This window comes from Paenibacillus sp. V4I5 (assembly GCF_030817255.1).
Classification (GTDB): Bacteria; Bacillota; Bacilli; order Paenibacillales; family NBRC-103111; genus Paenibacillus_E.
The window spans coordinates 252,326-272,583 of record NZ_JAUSZB010000002.1 but is presented as its reverse complement, the minus strand read 5'-3'; the positions used below and the strand labels follow the sequence as shown (position 1 = coordinate 272,583).

Below are 20,258 nucleotides of genomic sequence, written 5' to 3'. Positions count from 1 at the left end.
TTGATTATCTTATTACAACCTCTTAACGTATCGTACGTGATAAATGTTTCAGTGAATTTAAAAAAAATAAAAACCGAAGGATTCTCCCTCGGCTTACTGATCTTTTAAATAAAGTTCTAACTTGGTCTATGGCGTTAAATCCTTTGCTAGAATTCTATGTCAAAAGGCTGCGAATCCAATCTTAAACAATATTCAATGCGCTGCCGAAAATTCTTCCAAGTCACTAAATTTAACCCTTCCTCAATTGAAAAATATTTGGTTTCTAAGCTTTCGTTCGTTATTGTTAGTTCTCCACCAATTGGCTTCGCGAGAAATAATGTATTTACGATTGAGCTCTCTACATTCTGAAAAATCCCACAAAATCTGATTATTTCAATATCAATTCCTGATTCTTCTTTGGTTTCTCTAATCGCTGCCCTTTGTAAGGATTCTCCTTCCTCCACTTGCCCTCCAGGCATTTCCCATCCTCTTCTTGGTCCCTTAATAAGTAATATTTCATTCTGCTCATTTATCACAATTGCAGCTGCCGAAACAATATGTTTTGGTGGATTCATCTCTCTTCTCCTTCTTATTGGTTTTGAACGACATACGTTAAACAGTCACTCTTAAGCAGAATTTTGCGCCCATTTCTCTCTATATTGAATTGTAAAGGCTTTACAGTAGTTAAAATTATTTCCCATTCTTCATACGCCGTTGATAATAATTGTTTCGCATCCTCAGTTGTCAAATTAAGCTCCATAAATGGATCTAATTCTACTCCTGTTTCTATATCTATTTCTTGAATGTTGGTGCTCATAATAACACAATTAATCCCGTTTTCTTTCGTTCCTCGTGCCATTCTCTCTAAGACTTGTATAAATTTGGGTACTGATTCCACATGTTCTAAGGCAGAAACCGCAATGATATAATCAAATTGATTCTCTTCGATGATATAGTCTCCAATGTCTGATAGCTTTGGTTCTATGTACGCACGAGCTCCATTCTGTTCACTATAATCTTCTAATTTCTTAAGTGCAGATTCAATTATATCAACACAAATGATTTTCCCCGCTTGGCGATCCTTCATTGACTCAGCAATTGGAATACTGTTTCTTCCTACTCCACAACCTAGATCTAATACAGTTAAATTATCATTGGAATTAAAATAAGTTAGCGTATCCATCACTGTTTTTACTGGTTTCGATAACCATGATCCCTCTGCAAATAATTTGTAGTTATCATAACAAGCTTCATGATATTTTCGCTCTTCATTTCTAATTTTTTTGATCCTATTATCCATTGTTGTTTTCCTCTTCTTCTTAGCTATCACTCTAAATTAGGAACCACGTTAAATTCATTAATTGTTTTGAAATACTTTCACATAAATAAACATTCCCTTTACATCCACATAACTCATAAGTAATTACTTTTTGTTAAAATAAAAAGACTACACGTTCTTATCCAAAAACTATTAGAAGAAAGGAACTACATTATGCCCCATAAACAATCTTACGAAGCTGTTATTAAACAAGAGTCTTCTTTACGTTATTGGGAAATTATGAAATCAACTGCCCGCTATGTGCTGTCTCGCACTATTATAAGACGATGGCGCACAGACCGAATTGTGCTTCCCGATTCATCTCGTATTCTGTATGTCGATCCAACTGAAAATCGCGGAAGAATTTTGTATATGACAGGTGGAATGACACAACCAAGGCTGAATCTGTTTTGGAAAACGGCGGTTGCCTCTTTCCGACCCACTTTGATCGTAGACGTAGGAGTAAACTATGGCGAATGTCTCTTTTCTGTAACCTATCCTAAGAACAGCAAAGTGATAGGAATTGAAGCCAATCCTAATTTACAGCCGTATATTGAACGTTCTAAGAAAATACATCCAAACCGCAAAAAAATTAACACCGTTTATGCTATGGCTTCTAATGAAGATAGTGAGAAGCAATCTTTCTTCATTAACAAATACTGGTCTGGACTTTCAACCGCTGCTCTTGGCAATCCCAACGGATCGAAGCATTACCAACAACACGATATTCCAAGCATTACACTTGACTCTTTGCTTAGTCAGTATCCGCTGGAAAAAGAAAAGCTCTTGTTTAAAATCGATGTTGAAGGTCATGAAGAGAAGGTTATCCAAGGGATGCTGCAATCTATTAAAAATTGTCCTTATATGTTTGGATTTATTGAATTTGACAGTAAATATTTAGCCAAAAGTGATACAGATGCGCATGTATTTTTAACTTATTTACAAGAGCATTTCAACCTTTATGTTTACTTGAACAATCAGGAACTGTACCACTTCGAGCAAATTTCTCTGGAAAAACTACAAATGTTATTCAAAAAGAAACATATTCACACGGATATCATCTTAGTCTCACCAGGCGTGAAGATTCCAGAGATCTATTCGCAGATTATTCGATTGGATTAGAACAGTTTCTTAAATTAGTTAAATATGTGTTTGTAAAACTGGAAATTTGCTTAAATCAAATAATTTCTTTGTACACGCTATAACTGCCATTAATGTTCACTACTTTCTAATTGTACTTGTCCAAGATTTTTATCAACTTAACTTATAGTTTCTTACTCATTACATACCAGCTATCTGTCCGCTCCGGATAAAACTTATGTTCAATGACTTCATATTTGAGCCTTTTATACATACCTATGTTTTCTGGAATTGACAACCGCACTTCAACTCTTAATTCTTGAATTCCACTTGACAATGCTTTGTTTTCTATAATATTTAATAGTGATTTACATATTCCTCTTCCGCGATATTCTTGTAGAACCGAAACTCTGCCAATATACATATAATGATCCATGTATCTATATCTGGCGGAGCCTACAGCCATACTTCCGTTCCATGCTATTACGGCTCCACCACCTTCTTTAAAGATGTTTATAACATTTTGAATCGTCTCAGAAAGTGCTCCTGAAGGTGGATTCAGTTTCCCACTATATTCCATAAATGACTCTTGCATTGTACGAAATACAATGTCTGCTTCTTCTATTTTTGCTTCTCTAATTTCAAATAACATGCAACACACTCCATCCTTATTTGTGACGATTACTACAAAACAAAAAAAAGCTCCTTAACAATCTATCGTTCATCATTCAGCTATCACCCGATATTCTATATTTACTTTCAAAGAGTGTAATAAACTCTTCAATTTTAATCGTACTTTGCTCAAGTGTTCTTAATTTCTGTTCATCAATATTTAGCAATCCACTCGCGTTTCCAGTAAATAAAGAAAAAAACTCTAAAAGACCAACGGAAGTCTCAAAACCTAATAACTTACTAAATCTCCCCATTTCATAAGATAATTCGGTTGGCTGGATCTGCATGCCCATTTGCAAAAATAGTCTATCGATTTCATATGGCCAATCCCTTGTTGTTGAACCCAACATACCATGCATTTCTTCCAGGGCAAGGGATCTTAAGTCTTCATCATATTGCTCAAATTCAACCGTACCTTTCAGGTCTAAATAAAACTCGATTTCGTCACAACAAATAGAAAAGCATCGCAAAGTCGAAGTCCACACTCTATATTCGGTTGATTTCAGTACGATTTCTCTTGCCACGGCTGGTGTCGTTCCTTGCTTCAATAGCGTTTTCGTTAGTCTCAAAATGCTCTGATAAACTTCCCAATCTTCTTCAAACTTTTCATCATTCATATTTTATCCCTTTACTTAGCGAGTTTTATTTCAATTATTCTCAATCCTCACGTTTCTCATTTAACCATGTGTTCAAGATATCTTTTCCAGTTACAATCTCTATCGTCTTTATAAAAAACCATGTAAACCCAGAATAGAAACCTATAAGTGGGTACCGAAACGATGCTGGCTTATTCCCCTCAAAATAGAAATGTCCTATCCACGATAAAAGGTAATGTAATAAGCCAAGAATCAGCGTTGCTTTTAGATCATAAAACAGAAATAACCAAGCCAAAAAAGCCGATAAAAAAGCAAAATAGTGCAGTATTTGATTGGTCTTATTCTGATGTTCTTTCAGATAATAATCTAAGTCGCGTTGAACTCGATATTTGAACTTCTTTAGTCTCATCTCAATTTTTCCTCATTTATCAGCGTCCATATCTTTATTTTTCTCATTTACTTTGTTCGAATAATCTTCAAGTTCCTCTTCAATTTCCTCATTCGTCATATGAAAATCGTCACGATCCACGATGCCTAATCGTTCTTTCATTCTCTGAATATCTTCATACATTTTTTTGTTTCTTTGATGTGTACTTAGAACAAGCCCAAAAGTAACAGCCAGTAAAACGATTCCCCCAAATGGCCCTAGATAAATAGAAATCAGTATTGCAAAAATAATGGCTGTAATAATTCCAATAATCGTCATTGGTTATTCCTTTCGGTTGTTGATTAATTTTTTTCAAAACTTCCTTTGGTTTAATTCAATAAATCCCAAAATATCCCTGCACAAACTCCCCGTTTCTGAAAAATTCTTATGGTCGAATCAAAATGGACAGCCCCGTGTGAAGTGACTGCCCATTGATACCCTTATTTTCAACCATGATACGAATAAAACCCCTGACCAGATTTACGCCCCAAACGCCCCGCTTTCACATACTTCCGCAGTAGTGGACACGGACGATATTTCGAATCCTTAAAGCCTTCATAAAGGATTTCCATGATGGATAGGCATGTATCCAACCCGATGAAATCAGCCAACTCTAGCGGTCCCATGGGATGCTTCATGCCGAGCTTCATCACGGTATCGACCGATTCAACAGATGCAACTCCTTCATAAACGGTAAAAACAGCTTCGTTAATCATCGGCATCAAGATACGATTCGACACAAATCCAGGGAAGTCTTTCACTTCCACAGGGGTCTTCCCCATCTTTTCACTCAATTTGTATACAGCTTCGAACACTCCCTGCGAGGTTTCCAAACCACGGATGACTTCAACTAAAGGCATAACCGGTACTGGGTTCATGAAATGCATGCCTATCACATGGGACGGACGCCCCGTCACCGCGGCAATTTCGGTAATGGGAAGCGATGACGTATTCGATGCCAAGATTGCCATCGGTGGGCAAATGATATCCAGCCTTTGGAATAGTGAAGTTTTCAACACCATATTCTCTGAAATAGCTTCTATCACAAAATCTACCTGTTCCGCTTGTTCTAGTTGCTCCGCAGGATGTATTCGACTTAGAATTTCAGCCTTCCTCGCTTCTGAAAGACCTCCTTTCTCAATACCTCTAGATAGTTGTTTGTTTATCGAAGCTAATCCTTTGTCAATAAAATCCATGGAAATATCATGCAACAGCACCTTCATGCCCGAAGCTGCAGCAACTTGAACGATTCCGCTCCCCATTTGTCCCGCACCTACAACCATGATAGTCTGTATTTTCATCTATCCACCCCCACCATAAACTTATGGATCTACATGCAAAAGAATGGCGTCTCCTTGAGCTGCTCCGCTGCATATCGCGGCAATGCCATAGCCACCGCCAATTCTCCGCAGTTCATGGATCAAAGTAAGTATGATTCGCGCCCCACTGGCGCCAATGGGATGACCAAGTGCAATCGCTCCGCCATTTACGTTGACTAGCTCCGAATTCCAGCCAAGTAATCTACCACTGATCAGCATGACAGCCGCAAAGGCCTCATTCACCTCAAACCTGTCGATTTGCTCCAAAGACAAACCTGTTTGACGCAGCAGCTTCAGAATTGCCAGAGCCGGTGTGATCGCGATATATGGCGCTCTTTCCCCAACGGCTGCGTGACCTACAATTCTAGCCAGAGGCCTTATCCCCTGAGAAACAGCCTTTTCTTTGGACATAACCACCATGGCGGCAGCGCCGTCATTAACGCCGGGGGCGTTACCCGCCGTTATGGTGCCATCCTTCATTAAAGCAGGCAACCCGGCAAGCTTATCCAGGCTTGTATCTGTTCGAGGTCCTTCGTCTTGATCAATCTCTTTCTTCCCTTGTTTACTCTCGATAGCTACAGCGACAATTTCCTCCGCAAAATATCCCTTATTCATCGCTTCTACGGCACGAATATGACTGCGAAGAGCCCAGTCATCCTGATCTTTGCGGCTAATTCCAAACTCTGCGGCAACCGTGCTGCCATGATCGATCATATGCACGTTGTGAAATGAACACCATAAACCATCATGAATCATGAGATCCACGAGGCTTTGATCCCCCATTCTTGATCCCCACCGGGCGCTTGGCAGGGCAAACGGTGCGTTGCTCATGCTTTCCATCCCGCCGGCTACAATAATATCTGCATCTCCTGAACGTATGATTTGATCGGCCATTGTCACACTTCTCAGCCCGGAAGCACACACTTTGTTAATGGTCTCCGTCGTCACGCTCCAGTCCAGACCAGCCCATCGGGCAGCCTGACGAGAGGGAATTTGTCCCGAACCTCCCTGCAGCACCATCCCCATAAGCACTTCGTTAATTGTTGCCGGATCAATCGAAGATCGGAGGATCGCCTCTTTTATCACTATTCCTCCGAGAACGACAGCGGGAACATCTTTTAAGGCACCGCCAAACTTAGCGAACGGCGTTCGGGCACCGCCCGCAATTACACTTTCCCTCATGGATCCGCCCCCCCCATCGTTCTCAATAAATGATCGTTTCTTGATCATATTGTTCCAAATAATACTTAACCCGCTGCATGAACCGGCTGCAAATCAACCCGTCTACAATCCGGTGATCATAGGAAAGGCAAAGGTTGGCTATCGATCGGATCGCAATCATTTCCTGAATGACTACGGGCTTACGTACGATGGACTCAAAAGTCAGTATGGCCGCCTGCGGATTATGAATGATTGGACAGGAAAGCAAGGATCCTACCGAGCCGGTGTTACTAAATGTAAATGAACCCTCAACGAAATCGGAAGGCAGCAAGGAACCACTTCGCGCCCTCATGACCAACTCAACCATCTCAATCGCGATTCCTGCTATGGATTTACGATCCGCATGATAAATCACAGGTGTTACGAGGGTATCGTCGGCATTAGCAACAACTATGGATAGGTTGATATCTTTTTTGAAAAGAATGCTGCCCGATTGCCAGCTTGAATTCAGCATGGGGAACTCCTTCAAGGCATTCACGATCGGTTTCAATACGAACGGGCTAAGCGAAAGCGGGAGGCCCTCTCTACGCATAAAGGTGTCTTTCAACTCTTGCCGCAAGACGACGAGGTTACTGACATCCACTTCGATCATCATCCAAGCATGGGGATTCTCAGAGTTACTCTGCATACCCAGCCTCCTTCAGATTTCCGCTAATTGGCGCATGGCTTCTTTGACGATGTCGACATTCGGCAGGTAAAACTTCTCTAAGGTTGGCGCCATGCCAACAGGGGGAATATCGGGAGGGCAGCATCTCATAATAGGTGCATCCAACTCGTACAACAGATGTTCCGCTATTAGAGCTGATATTTCAGCACCAATGCCACCTGTTTTATTATCTTCGTGTACGATCAATATTTTACCGGTTTTGGCTGCCGCCTCATAAATGGCAGGTTTATCGAGTGGATGAAGCGTCCGCAAATCCAATACCTCAGTACTAATTCCTTCTTGCTCCAGCTCAAACGCAGCTTTTATCGCATAATGTACCGACAAACCGTAGGCAATCACAGTGATATCCGTACCCTCGCGCCTTATGGCTGCCTTGCCAATTGGGACGGTGTAATCTTCTTCAGGTACTTCATCTGATATCGAAAGATAGCATTTCTTATGTTCGAAAAAAAGGACAGGATCCTCGTCCCGCACTGCTGCTTTCAGCAAACCTTTGGCATCATATGCGGTAGACGGCGCAACAATCTTGAGTCCTGGCGTGCCAAAAAAGACGGATTCCGGACACTGTGAGTGATATAATCCGCCTCCGCCTGTCGCGCCGTAAGGTGCGCGAATAACGATCGGACAATGCCAGTCGTTGTTCGATCGATACCGAATTTTCGCTGCCTCACTTATGATTTGATTAGCCGCTGGGAAAATAAAATCAGCAAATTGAATCTCAGCTATCGGCCTCATACCGACCATAGCAGCTCCAATCGCGACACCCACAATGGCAGATTCAGAGAGAGGCGTGTCAAGAACTCTCAATTCACCGAACCGATCGCGCATGCCTTTCGTCGCATTCAAAACGCCGCCCTTCCCAATATCCTCTCCGAGCACAAAAACATGCTCATCGCGTTCCATCTCTTCTATCATCGCACGGCGAATGGCCTCCAAGTACGTTAAGATTGGCATCTAAGCATCACCCCCATCTTCCGCATAAACATGTCTTAATACATCCTCAGGGGCCGGATAAGGGGCTTTTTCTGCATATTTCGTTGCTTCATTCACTTCTTTTGTAACACTCTCATTCAGCACTTGTTCGATCTCTTCTGACATAACGCCGCATTCGATCAAATAACGACGAAACCGCTGCAAGCCGTCCTGCTCCTTATGGTATTCCACCTCTTCTTTCGTTCGGTACAGCATATCGTCATCCGCAGTGGAATGCGGCGGGATCCGATAAAGCATCGCTTCAATCAATGTCGGTCCATACCCGCGAATGGCACGCTCCCTCGCTTCTTTGACCGCGCGATACACCTCCAGAGTGTCATTGCCGTCAACACGCTGACCTGGGAAGCCATAGCCTGAGGCACGATCAACAACGCGCCCGGCTACTTGTCTGTGTGCAGGAATGGAAATGGCATACTGGTTATTTTCGCATAAGAAGATAACAGGCAGCTTAAATACACCGGCAAAATTGAACGCTTCGTGCACATCCCCTTGGTTACTCGCCCCTTCACCAAAGCTGACGAAAGCGACATGATCTTCCTTCCTCATCATAGCCGTCAGTGCGATGCCGACAGCGTGTAGGGTCTGCGTGGCAACCGGACTTGATCCTGAAACGATATGATGCTTTTTATAGCCAAAATGCCCAGGCATTTGCCTGCCTCCGTTAACGTCCTCAGCTTTGAATAAGGCTGCCAGCATGAGTTCTCGTACCGTCATGCCCACCGTTAAGACAAAGGCATAATCCCTGTAATAAGGCAGAAAATAGTCATGCTGCTTATTTAATGCGAACGCCGCTGCTACTTGGGTCGCCTCTTGACCAACACTAGAGATATGAAAGGCTGTTTTACCTGACCGTTGAAGAAGTGTTGCTCGCTCGTCAAACTTTCTCGCTTTGAGCATGAAGGTATACATCTTCAGCACCTGTTCATCGGTTAAACCGAGCTGTTGATGCTTAGTAACCTGCTGAGAAGACATTGGAATTCCTCCTCTCTCCTGCTGCTACATATTTCTGCGATATTGCCCGCCTACCTGATAAAGCGCGTGAGTAATTTGACCCAAGCTTGCAACCTTGACCGTTTCCATCAATTCGGCGAAAATGTTGCCACCTTCAAGCGCAATTTGCTGCAGCTTTGCCAAAGCCTTGGGTGATTCTGCTAGGTGCCTCGATAGAAACTCCCTGAGATTCGTAATTTGCTGCTCTTTTTCTTTCGACGTTGCGCGAGCTAACGGGATATTCATATCTTCATCTTTGGAAGGATTAGGATGAAGGAACGTATTTACCCCAATAATGGGTAGCTCGCCATGATGTTTTTTCATTTCATACAGCATCGATTCATTTTGGATTTTACCCCTTTGATACTGAGACTCCATAGCTCCGAGTACACCGCCCCTTTCGCTGATTCGTTCTAATTCCTGCAACACAGCCTCCTCAACCAAATCGGTCAATTCCTCGATGATAAACGAACCCTGCAGCATGTTTTCGTTTTTAACAAAACCAAGTTCTTTTGTAATGATTAATTGAATCGCCATCGCTCGACGTACGGATTCCTCCGTTGGTGTTGTAATAGCCTCGTCATAAGAATTCGTATGCAGCGAGTTACAGTTATCAAGAAGGGCCATCAGTGCTTGCAGCGTGGTTCGGATATCATTAAAATCAATCTCCTGCGCGTGCAGAGAACGCCCCGACGTTTGGATATGATATTTCAGCTTTTGGCTGCGTTCATTAGCGTTGTATTTGTTCTTCATAACGGCAGCCCATATTCGGCGGGCCACCCGTCCAATCACGGTATATTCGGGATCAAGTCCATTGCTGAAAAAGAAGGACAGATTGGGTGCAAAGTCATCAATCGACATGCCTCTAGCCAAATAATACTCAACATATGTAAATCCGTTTGCTAGTGTAAAAGCGAGCTGTGAGATCGGATTCGCCCCTGCCTCCGCAATATGATAGCCCGAAATAGAAACCGAGTAATAATTACGGACTTCATGATCGATAAAATATTGCTGAATATCGCCCATCATCCGCAGTGCGAACTCTGTGGAAAAAATGCATGTATTCTGCCCCTGATCCTCCTTCAAAATGTCAGCCTGTACTGTCCCCCTCACCGATTTCAGCGTCTGCCCGCGGATCTGCTTCGCCTCCACGTCCGTTGGCCGTCTACCCTGCTCTCGGAAGAAGCGTTCGATCTGGAAGTCGATCGCCGTGTTCATGTACATCGCGAGAAGTATTGGAGCAGGACCGTTAATCGTCATTGAAACCGAAGTCAACGGATCGCATAGATCGAACCCGGCATACAGCTTTTTCATGTCGTCTAGAGAACAGACACTGACCCCGCTCTCACCGATCTTGCCGTAAATGTCCTGCCGTTCATCAGGATCCTCGCCATACAAGGTAACGGAGTCAAAAGCAGTGCTAAGACGTTTGGCTGGATCGTTCTGAGATAAATAATGAAATCGTAGATTGGTGCGTTCCGGTGTTCCTTCGCCCGCAAACTGGCGTTTAGGATCCTCCGCTGTTCGTTTGAAAGGAAAAACACCTGCTGTAAAGGGAAATTCCCCCGGAACATTCTCACGGTACATCCAGCGAATGAGATCTCCTTCATCACGGTATTTAGGCAAGCTCACCTTCGGGATATCCAGGCCTGACAAGCTTGACGTTGTTAGCTCTGTCACGAATTCTTTATCCCTTACTCGGGTAGTTAATGTTTTGCCTGTGTATTTTCTTTGCAGCTCCGGCCACTGGGCGAGTAGATGGCGAGTTTCTTTTTGCATGCGGTTCTCGACATTCATCTTAAGTGATTGCAGCACAGAAATACTTTCGTCTACTCCAAGCTCTTGCTTTAGTGCTATTATCGCCCCTTCAATTTGATAACAGGTAGTGGCCAGCTCTGCTTCCCTATCTGCAAACGCGTGATACGCCCGTACAGTATTTGCGATTTCTCCTAAATACCGTGTGCGGTCAGTTGGAATGACGATATGCGTCTTAGCAACAGCATGACCAGTTGAAAAGCCCTGAACAGGCCATTGCAAAGCACATTTTTGATTCAAGGTATCGATGAGTGCATGGAATAATGTATCCACGCCAGCATCGTTAAATTGACTAGCCATCGTTCCATAGACAGGCATGGTTTCAAAATCTAAATCAAATAAACCGTGATTTCTCTGAACTTGCTTCTTCACATCCCGAAGTGCATCCGCAGAACCTCTTCGGTCGAATTTATTAATCGCGATTAGGTCTGCGTAATCAAGCATATCAATCTTCTCTAATTGCGAAGGCGCACCGAATTCGCTTGTCATCACATAGAGCGATACATCGGCTACATCGGTGATCTGATGATCACCTTGACCAATTCCGCTGGTTTCCACCAAAACGAGATCAAAGCCGGCCGCCTTCAAGATGGCAATGGCAGGAGCGATTGCAAGGGACAGCTCATTACCCGAGCCCCGTGTTGCCATACTCCGCATATACACGCGGTCATTGTGAACAGCGTTCATGCGGATGCGATCTCCGAGCAAAGCGCCACCACTTCGCTGCTTAGTTGGATCGACCGATAGGATGGCGATCGTTTTGTCCGGGAACTGACGCAGAAAACGCTGGACTATTTCATCGGTCAGGGAGCTTTTACCCGCTCCGCCTGTGCCTGTGATGCCAACAACCGGGCATATGGCCCCACTCAACTGCATGTTACTTAATGTCTCTATCTCCGATACTGATTCCTTGCTTTCACAAGCTAGTTCGGCAGCAGTAATGAAGCGGGCTATCGACCTATGATCTTTGATTTGCTCTACTCCGCCTACATCGTAACCTTGAGCATAGCCAGAAACCGTACTAAAATCACACTCCTTCATCATGAAGTTAATCATCCCTTGCAAGCCAAGCTCCCTTCCATCATCAGGCGAAAATAGGCGAGTAACGCCAAAGTCATGAAGCATTTTGATTTCCGAAGGAAGGATCACACCCCCGCCGCCGCCGAAGACTTTGATCTCGGGTGCCCCTTTTTCCCGCAATAAATCAATCATATAAGTAAAGTACTCGACGTGACCGCCTTGATAGGAGGATACGGCAATTCCCTGAACGTCCTCCTGAATAGCTGCTTGCACAATCTCCTTAACGGATCGGTTATGCCCTAGATGGATGACCTCCGCTCCACTGGCTTGAAGAATTCGCCGCATGATCGTAATGGACACATCGTGGCCGTCAAATAAAGCTGAAGCCGTTACGAATCTCACCTTATGCTTCGCACGATAGTTGGTTTCCGAACCCACAGTTGACACGGCTGCACCTCCCTTCCTCAATCTGCCAGAAGGCTTCGAGAAATAATCACTCGCTGGATTTCGTTCGTCCCTCCATTTATTTGCGTGATCTTGGCATCGCGCATATAACGCTCAACGGGAAAGGCTTTCGTATAGCCATATCCCCCGAAGATTTGAACAGCTTCTACAGTCACCTCCATGGCCGTGTCTCCAGCAAAAAGCTTGGCATAAGCAGATTCTTTGCCGTACGATAACCCCTGACTTTCTCGCCAAGCGGCTTGATACGTCAACAGTCTTGCCGCTTCGATTTTGGTTGCCATATTCGCAAGCTTAAAACCAATCGCCTGCTGCTGAGCAATAGGCTTTCCAAACTGCTTGCGTTCTTTGGCATAGGCTAACGATACATCCAGTGCTCCTTGCGCGATCCCTACCGCTTGAGCCGCGACTCCAATCCTAGCGCCATCCAGCGTTCGCATAGCGATTTTAAACCCTTCTCCTTCATTACCAAGTAGGTTTTCCGTGGGTATGCGGCAATTGTCAAAGCGGATCTCCGTCGTCGGCGATGAACGAATGCCCAATTTTCTTTCCTTTTTGCCAACCGTAAATCCGGGGGTATCTTTCTCTACGATAAATGAGCTGCAGCCTTTGTGCTCTTGAGAGGGGTCTGTCAAAGCGAACACGATATAAATTTCCGCAGCACCTGCATTCGTAATGAATTTTTTGGAGCCGTTTAATACATAGTGATTACCATCTCGCATGGCTGTCGTTCCTATAGGTCCAACATCGGAGCTTGAGCCGATCTCTGTCAGACCAAATGCCCCAAGCTTCTTCCCTTCAGCCATCGGACGTAAAAACTTTATCTTCTGCTCTTCCGTTCCAAAGGTATAAATAGGCCAGCTTCCAAGCGAAATATGTGCCGATAGCGTAATACCTGTAGAAGCGCATACACGAGATAATTCCTCCACAACAAGACAAAAGGTCAGATAATCGGAGCCAAGCCCGCCATAGTTCTCAGCCCAAGGAATCCCCGTCAGACCAAGCTCTCCCATTTTGTCAAATAAGGTCCGATCAAACCGTTCTTCCTCATCCCGCAGAGCAGCACTCGGTTCCACCTCGTTTTCGGCGAAATCACGGACCATCGTGCGTACCATTTCCAGTTCCTCTGACCAGCTAAAGTCCATGCCAGCACGACCTCCTCTAGATGACTTATGTGTACGCAAAGACCCCACCGATAACAGGAGATCAGTGAGGATGGATCATAGGCCGCTAATCATTTTCATTCAAAATCGTTTTGGCAATTTTCCCATCTAAGGCTTCATAATCGTAATATCGAATGGTGTCATACAGCTCACTCCGGGTTTGCATTTGGCTGAGAGAACCCTTTTGAGTTCCAGTTTGACTGATTTCCTCAAAAACTCTTTCATAGGCCTTGGCAGCTACACGAAGAGAAGTGACTGGATAAATAACCATATGAAATCCCCAGCTTTCAAATTGCTCCGCCGTATAGTAAGGAGTTCGCCCAAACTCCGTCATATTGGCTAAAAGTGGACCCTTCACTTCCTTGCTGAAGCGTTGAAAGTCCTCTTGACTCTCCAGCGCTTCTGGAAAAATCGCATCAGCCCCCGCAGCAAGATATTGCTGCGCTCTATGAATCGCTTCATCCATTCCCTCGACGCTCTTGGCGTCCGTACGCGCAACGATAAATAACGTCGGACTCACAGCTTTGATCGTTCGAATTTTTTGAATCATTTCCTCAGCGGAAATGAGCTTCTTTCCATTCAAATGTCCGCATTTTTTCGGCATTTCCTGATCTTCAATTTGAACAGCGGCAACTTTCGCCTCCACCATTTCCTTTGCAGTTCGTGCTACGTTTAAAATACCGCCGAATCCGGTGTCTATATCGACAAGCAGAGGAAGACCCGATGCACGAACCAGCTCTCGGGCACGTTCCGCCACCTCATTAGAGTAAATGAGGCCTAAATCAGGCAGCCCCCTGCTTGCAGTATAAGCAGCTCCAGATAAATAAATGGCTTTAAATTGAGCCTGCTTAGCTATTCTTGCAGCCATTCCGTCGTGGGTACCAGGGATTTTGACAATTGGACCTGCACCAACAAGCTGACGAAACTCAGCGGCCAATCGGTGTTGATCTGGTTCTTCTTCAATCAGCCATGACATAAAGACCTCCTGCATCTTGCTGACTTTATTGACCAATGGTCATATAATGAAAAGCGCCATAAACTCATGAACAGGCGTTTGAATCAACCGCTCATAATCAAGGGAGAGCTTTCGTATTTCTGTCGTCTTCTTACGAGGAAACCGAGTTAGTAAATTGGCTTCATATTTCTCAATAACCTTCGGCAAACCTTCCTCACGCCTTCTGCGATGCCCGATTGGATACTCGCAAACCACTTTCTCCGTTTTCGTGCCGTCTTTGAAGTGAATTTGGACTGCGTTGGCGATCGAACGTTTGTCAGGATCCAAGTAATCCTTGCTGTACTGCTCATCCTCGACAACGACCATTTTCTCCCTTAACGCATCAATCCGAGGATCAATAGCGACCATTTCTTCGTAGTGCTCAGCGGTCAATGTACCAAACAGCAGCCCAATTGCAACCATGTATTGCAGACAATGATCCCGATCAGCAGGATTGTGCAAAGGTCCCTTCTTATCAATAATCCGAATCGCAGATTGATGGGTAGTCACTGTGATCTGAGCAATCTCATCTAGTCGCTCGTGTACCTTAGGGTACAGATGCAAAGCGCATTCGACGGCCGTTTGACCATGAAATTCAGCTGGAAATGATATTTTAAATAAAATATTTTCCATCACATAGGAGCCTAGTGAACGACCTAATGTAAGTTCTTTTCCTTGAAACAAAACATCTTGGAAGCCCCAGTTTTTCGCAGTAAGAGCGGACGAATAGCCCATTTCGCCACCTACAGCCATCAAAGCTAACCGAACCCCACGACTTGTGGCATCACCGGCTGCCCATGATTTACGGGAACCTGTATTGGGAGCATGTCGATACGTTCTTAAGCTAGCCCCGTCAATCCATGCGTTAGATAGCGCGCTGCACAGCTCATCTCTGTTTGCCCCCAACATTGCCGCAGCAGCGGCTGTCGAAGCTATTTTCACAAAATGAACATGATCCAGCCCTACACGGTTTAAGCTGTTCTCTAGAGCTAGCACTCCTTGAATCTCATGCGCTTTAATCGTCATGGTGAGGACATCCTTCATATAGAGCGGCTTTTTCCCCTCAGCAACTCTATTGCGGCTAAGATAATCGGCGACGGCAAGAATACTGCCTAGATTATCCGAAGGATGCCCCCATTCAGCAGCCAGCCATGTATCGTTATAATCCAGCCAACGAATCATACAGCCGATATTAAAAGCCGCATGGACAGGGTCAAGCTCGTATCTCGTCCCCGGCACGCGGGCACCTCCCGGTAAGTTTGCACCTGGTACGATCGGACCCAAATGCTTCGTACAATCCGGGAATCGCAAGGCGAGTAATCCGGTGCCAAGTGAATCCAATAGGACATGCTGTGCGATGCGATACGCTTCCTCACTTTCAATTCCTTTTGCCAATATATAATCAGCCATCTCCTCGATTAAGGGGTCAAAGGTCATCTCCTTATTTTCCAGATATCCAGAACTACTCATTCGTATTCGTCCTTTCTGCTTAAGTGACTCGGCTGCTGAGGAGGGTGTAGATCGCGAAGTCCCTTATAATGAACTCGTGGTCGAAAGAGTCGATTATTATCATGTTGTTCGATCACATGCGCGCTAATGCCGATCGTACGGGCAGCAAGAAATACCGGCGTAAACAATTCAATTGGAATCCCAAGCAAATAGTAAACAGGAGCTGCATAATAATCCAAATTCGGATGCAAATTCTTTTCTCGCTTCATGACTTCTTCCCCAAGGACACACATGTTGTAGAGCTCTGGTTGATTTTTGTCTATTGCGAGTTCAGCTAGTGCCTCTTTCATAAGCAATGCACGGGGATCCGCTTTTTTCATATAAACCCGATGTCCAAAGCCCATAATTCGTTCTTTCTTTGCTAACTTATTTAGCATGAGTGCTTCAAGATTTGCTTCCGATCCCGCTTCCAAAAGCATAGCCATGACCGCTTCATTCGCGCCGCCGTGCAGAGTCCCTTTGAGTGAAGCAACTGCGCCAGTTAAGGCACCATAAAGATCGGATTGTGTGGATGCAATTACACGCGCAGCAAACGTAGAATTCGGCATTTCATGCTCACTATAGACGATCAGTGATTGATCAAAGATAGCTTCTTCCATCTTGGTTGGGACGCGTCCTGTGATCATATATAAGAAATTAGCTGTGTATGATAGCTCTTTGCGCGGATCTATGAATGGCTGCTTCGTTTGCGCGCGATACCCGTTAGCTACAATTTCCGGCACTTTTGCAAGCAATCGAATGGCTTTACGAGTATTGGCTTCTCTGGAACGATCCTCAAGATCGACGTCGTAACTAGCTATAGCTGAGATACCTGTTCGCAGAACATCCATGAAGTCGGCTTGCTCGGGGAGTAGTTGTAAAATCGCGTTCACATTTGGAGGTAATCCATATTCCGATCTCAACTTCTCTTCGATCGAATGCCGTTCTTCTGGATTAGGCAAAGCTCCGTCTAGAAGCAGCCCCACAATGTCCAGATAGGTTACATGTTGGGCAAGCTCAATAAGGTCATACCCGCGAACAACAATTTCCTCCTTCTCCACATCCAGATACGAGATGTTCGTCTCGCTAGCAATGACATTTTCAAGTCCAGGCAAATAGTCGTCACTCATCTCATCGCTCTCCCTTCTTCCGTTCGTTGCACTTCCTTCAGTCGGCAAGAAGCATTCGGGATATCACAATACGCTGAATCTCATTCGTACCTTCGTATATTTGGGTCACCTTCGCATCGCGTAGAAACCGCTCTACAGGGAAATCCTTGGTATAGCCGTCGTCTCCAAAAATTTGCACAGCCTCAATGCAGACTTGAACCGCGGTATCACTTGCGAAAAGCTTGGCAATTGCAGCTTGCTTTCCATATGTTAACCCCTTGCTTTCCCGCCAGGCGGCTTGATAGGTAAGCAATCTAGCTGCTTCAATGTGAGTTGCCATATCCGCGATTTTAAAAGCAATCGTTTGCTGCCCACCCATCGGCTTTCCCAGTTGACTTCGTTCTTTGGCATAGGCAATTGATGCATCTAGAGCGCCTTGCGCTATTCCAAGTGCTTGAGCGGCAATTCCGATACGTCCGCCATCTAGGCTCTTCATGGCAATTCGGAAGCCTTCACCTTCCGGTCCTAACAAATTCGCCACAGGAACACAGCAATTCTCAAACCTCAGTTCCATTGTCGGCGATGAACGGATGCCTAGCTTCTTTTCTTTGCTGCCAAAAATGAATCCAGCAGCTCCCTTTTCTACGATAAAGGCGCAGCACCCTTTTTGCCTTTGCTGCAAGTCCGTCATAGCAAAAACAATGTATACCTCCGCCTCCCCTCCATTTGTAACAAATAGTTTGGATCCGTTAAGGACATAACTGTCCCCGTCCGTCCTTTATCGCTGTTGTCCTCATCGCTCCAGCATCAGAGCCCGAACCGCTTTCCGTTAAGCTATAGGCTCCTAGCTTCTTACCTTCTGCTAAAGGCCGCAAAAACTTTTGTTTCTGCTCTTCCGTGCCATACTTGTAAATCGCCCAGCTGACTAAAGAGGTATGAACGGAAAGCATAACTCCTGTGGAACCACATACTCTAGAAAGCTCTTCAATGACCATGGCATAGGTCAGAAAATCGGATGCAAGCCCTCCGTACGCTGCAGGCCACGGAATCCCCGTCAAACCAAGCTTCCCCATCTTATCGAACAAATTTCGATCAAATCTCTCTTCTTCATCCCGCTGTGCAGCCGTCGGCTCTACCTCGTTAATCGCAAAGTCACGCACCATGGAACGAATCAAGTTCTGTTCATCCGTATAGGACACATGCATTCGACTGCCTCCTTCGACATGATGGACTTTCCTTCATGTTCTGCCGAGGATATATTCGGTCGATGGATTAAAACTGGGACAAGCTGTAAACGCTTTCAGATCTATGCTTTATATATACACCCTTTTACAAATGCTTATACCTTCGGGGCTGCATGATTTTAATCGATCCTTTGCCATGATAATAATAAGAGCATCCCAAATTGCAGAATAAAGCTATCCGCTACTCCGCTGAAAAATGGAAAGAGCCAGACCTTTGTACGGGTTTGGCTCTTCCAAGTTCATTGTTATTCCATATTTATACCAGTTCATTGACCAGCTGTTGATTTTTTTTGCCAAAAGATATGAAATAAAGTAAAGTGCTTGCTACGACAACTAAGCATAATATCAGAATGAGATTGCCGTACAAGTAGGCTTGTGAGTCTGAAATTAGCGGATGCAGCGGAAAAGCAAGCATCTCTTTCTCCATCACTTTGGCAACGAGTGCCGTCACGACTGCTCCGGAAATCGTTGATGTCATATTGAAAAAGCCCATCCCGACGCCAATTTGCTGAACCGGCAAAATTTGCGTAATCGTTTCCGTTAATGCCGTCTGCATGAAAGAAAATCCGATGTACATCATGATGAGGGCTGCGCCAATGTACCATACCCAAAGTCCGATCGTTGAAGATTGCAGTAGTAGACTAGCAGCGATTAATATCAATCCTAGATATACAACATAATGGCTTCCTCGCTTAACCGTCATATTGCCAGCAACTTTACCAAATACGACCGCGCTTATGGCTCCAGGAAACATAATAAGTCCAATATGTTCTGTGTCTAGGCCGTATATGTTACTTAACATCAGCGGTATGACAAACATGACCGACATCACGGTGCCAAAAATTAGAAAACCGATGATGAGACCATTTCTGTAAAGAGAATTTGTGAAAAGTGCAGGTTCGACGAACGGCTCCTTCGCTCTGCGAATATGAACAATAAATAGTATAAGTGCTATCAATACAACACCCAAGTAGATCCAATTTCCTTCCGTCGTAAACAAAATCAGCGTTGATATGACTACACCCAACAGTACCGCCCCTACAACATCCAGTTTACCTGCTTTGCGCGGTTCTACGGGCAGAAACTTTTGAAAAAAAGGAATAGCGATTACGACTGGTACCGAAACAAGAAATAAAAAGGCCCAGTGAAATGATCCTGCAATATAACCGCCAAGTACCGGACCGATCCCTATCGCGAATGAAACAGTTGAAGTAATGATACCAAACATTCTCCCCCGTTCTTTCACTGTGAAAAACCGGGCTACCATGACGAAAATCAAGGCTGGGATAGCTGACCCACCTGCCCCTTGTATGGCCCGAGATAAAATGACAGCGGGATACCACGATTGGCATACAAAACCCAATATTGACCCAAAAGCGTAAAGGGAGATCCCTATTGTAATCAATTTTTTGATGCTGTACATATCGGAAAGCTTCCCGAATATGACCATACCCATTCCGAAGACGATAAAAAAGATCGTGACTACCCAACTTACACCGGAAGCATCCAGACCGAACTGCTTGGCAATGCTTGGGGTGGATACATTAAATACGGATTCATTCAAAACGGCAAAAAAGATGACATAATAAATCCAAAGGACACTTCTCTTTATTTCTGAATTGTCCTCTACAGATTTGGTTTGACTCTCCACAATATGCATTTTGACAGTCTTCCTTCCTCTTTACGAATTTTAAGTTCATT

The 20,258-nt window shown here is 44.5% G+C and carries 18 protein-coding genes and 1 pseudogene; 1 reads left to right on the top strand and 18 read right to left on the bottom strand.

Going from position 1 to position 20,258, the window contains the following annotated elements; genetic code table 11:
* Positions 1 to 146: 146 nt before the first annotated feature.
* Together QFZ78_RS03105 and QFZ78_RS03100 are read right to left on the bottom strand one after the other, a co-directional pair.
* A complete protein-coding gene (locus QFZ78_RS03105) occupies positions 147 to 554 on the bottom strand; it encodes an NUDIX hydrolase (RefSeq protein WP_307545250.1) in 408 nt (135 codons plus the stop codon).
* 14 nt (positions 555 to 568) lie between these two features.
* Entirely contained in the window at positions 569 to 1,279 is a 711-nt protein-coding gene (locus QFZ78_RS03100; protein ID WP_307545248.1) for a class I SAM-dependent methyltransferase, read from the bottom strand.
* A gap of 192 nt (positions 1,280 to 1,471) precedes the next feature.
* On the opposite strand from QFZ78_RS03100, the gene QFZ78_RS03095 reads away from it, so the two are divergent.
* Positions 1,472 to 2,419, top strand: a complete 948-nt coding sequence (locus tag QFZ78_RS03095; protein ID WP_307545246.1) for an FkbM family methyltransferase — start codon at positions 1,472 to 1,474, stop codon at positions 2,417 to 2,419.
* A gap of 142 nt (positions 2,420 to 2,561) precedes the next feature.
* Here the strand turns inward: QFZ78_RS03095 and QFZ78_RS03090 are convergent, their stop codons facing one another.
* From QFZ78_RS03090 to QFZ78_RS03015, 16 genes and pseudogenes are all read right to left on the bottom strand, one after another.
* Positions 2,562 to 3,029, bottom strand: coding sequence for a GNAT family N-acetyltransferase (locus tag QFZ78_RS03090; RefSeq protein ID WP_307545244.1), 468 nt, complete (start codon positions 3,027 to 3,029; stop codon positions 2,562 to 2,564).
* Between the two features lie 76 nt (positions 3,030 to 3,105).
* Positions 3,106 to 3,666: a hypothetical protein gene (locus QFZ78_RS03085; protein ID WP_307545242.1), complete on the bottom strand. Its 561-nt coding sequence runs from the start codon at positions 3,664 to 3,666 to the stop codon at positions 3,106 to 3,108.
* 40 nt (positions 3,667 to 3,706) lie between these two features.
* Entirely contained in the window at positions 3,707 to 4,054 is a 348-nt protein-coding gene (locus QFZ78_RS03080) for a DUF962 domain-containing protein (protein ID WP_307545240.1), read from the bottom strand.
* 12 nt (positions 4,055 to 4,066) lie between these two features.
* Positions 4,067 to 4,351, bottom strand: coding sequence for a hypothetical protein (locus QFZ78_RS03075; RefSeq protein WP_307545238.1), 285 nt, complete (start codon positions 4,349 to 4,351; stop codon positions 4,067 to 4,069).
* Between the two features lie 167 nt (positions 4,352 to 4,518).
* Positions 4,519 to 5,373 (bottom strand): 3-hydroxybutyryl-CoA dehydrogenase, encoded by an 855-nt coding sequence (locus tag QFZ78_RS03070; protein ID WP_307545236.1) that lies wholly within the window; start codon positions 5,371 to 5,373, stop codon positions 4,519 to 4,521.
* A 21-nt stretch (positions 5,374 to 5,394) separates the two neighbouring features.
* Positions 5,395 to 6,573 (bottom strand): acetyl-CoA C-acetyltransferase, encoded by a 1,179-nt coding sequence (locus QFZ78_RS03065; protein WP_307545234.1) that lies wholly within the window; start codon positions 6,571 to 6,573, stop codon positions 5,395 to 5,397.
* A gap of 22 nt (positions 6,574 to 6,595) precedes the next feature.
* On the bottom strand, positions 6,596 to 7,240 hold the full coding sequence (locus QFZ78_RS03060) for a 2-oxo acid dehydrogenase subunit E2 (RefSeq protein ID WP_307545232.1): 645 nt from the start codon (positions 7,238 to 7,240) through the stop codon (positions 6,596 to 6,598).
* A gap of 12 nt (positions 7,241 to 7,252) precedes the next feature.
* Positions 7,253 to 8,233: an alpha-ketoacid dehydrogenase subunit beta gene (locus QFZ78_RS03055; protein WP_307545230.1), complete on the bottom strand. Its 981-nt coding sequence runs from the start codon at positions 8,231 to 8,233 to the stop codon at positions 7,253 to 7,255.
* Entirely contained in the window at positions 8,234 to 9,244 is a 1,011-nt protein-coding gene (locus QFZ78_RS03050; protein WP_307545228.1) for a thiamine pyrophosphate-dependent dehydrogenase E1 component subunit alpha, read from the bottom strand.
* Between the two features lie 24 nt (positions 9,245 to 9,268).
* Positions 9,269 to 12,535 (bottom strand): fused isobutyryl-CoA mutase/GTPase IcmF, encoded by a 3,267-nt coding sequence (gene icmF / locus QFZ78_RS03045; protein ID WP_307555448.1) that lies wholly within the window; start codon positions 12,533 to 12,535, stop codon positions 9,269 to 9,271.
* A 26-nt stretch (positions 12,536 to 12,561) separates the two neighbouring features.
* A complete protein-coding gene (locus QFZ78_RS03040; protein ID WP_307545226.1) occupies positions 12,562 to 13,704 on the bottom strand; it encodes an acyl-CoA dehydrogenase in 1,143 nt (380 codons plus the stop codon).
* Between the two features lie 85 nt (positions 13,705 to 13,789).
* The gene (gene prpB, locus QFZ78_RS03035) at positions 13,790 to 14,698 is read right to left on the bottom strand and encodes a methylisocitrate lyase (RefSeq protein WP_307545225.1); all 909 of its coding nucleotides are present in this window, start codon (positions 14,696 to 14,698) and stop codon (positions 13,790 to 13,792) included.
* A 39-nt stretch (positions 14,699 to 14,737) separates the two neighbouring features.
* The gene (locus tag QFZ78_RS03030; protein WP_307545223.1) at positions 14,738 to 16,186 is read right to left on the bottom strand and encodes a bifunctional 2-methylcitrate dehydratase/aconitate hydratase; all 1,449 of its coding nucleotides are present in this window, start codon (positions 16,184 to 16,186) and stop codon (positions 14,738 to 14,740) included.
* Positions 16,183 to 17,334, bottom strand: coding sequence for a citrate synthase (mmgD, locus tag QFZ78_RS03025; RefSeq protein ID WP_307545221.1), 1,152 nt, complete (start codon positions 17,332 to 17,334; stop codon positions 16,183 to 16,185). The genes QFZ78_RS03030 and mmgD overlap by 4 nt, the downstream gene beginning before the upstream one ends.
* 37 nt (positions 17,335 to 17,371) lie before the next feature.
* Positions 17,372 to 18,518 (bottom strand): annotated as a pseudogene (locus QFZ78_RS03020) (acyl-CoA dehydrogenase).
* Positions 18,519 to 18,813: 295 nt separating this feature from the next.
* Positions 18,814 to 20,217: an MFS transporter gene (locus tag QFZ78_RS03015; RefSeq protein ID WP_307545219.1), complete on the bottom strand. Its 1,404-nt coding sequence runs from the start codon at positions 20,215 to 20,217 to the stop codon at positions 18,814 to 18,816.
* Positions 20,218 to 20,258 lie beyond the last annotated feature (41 nt).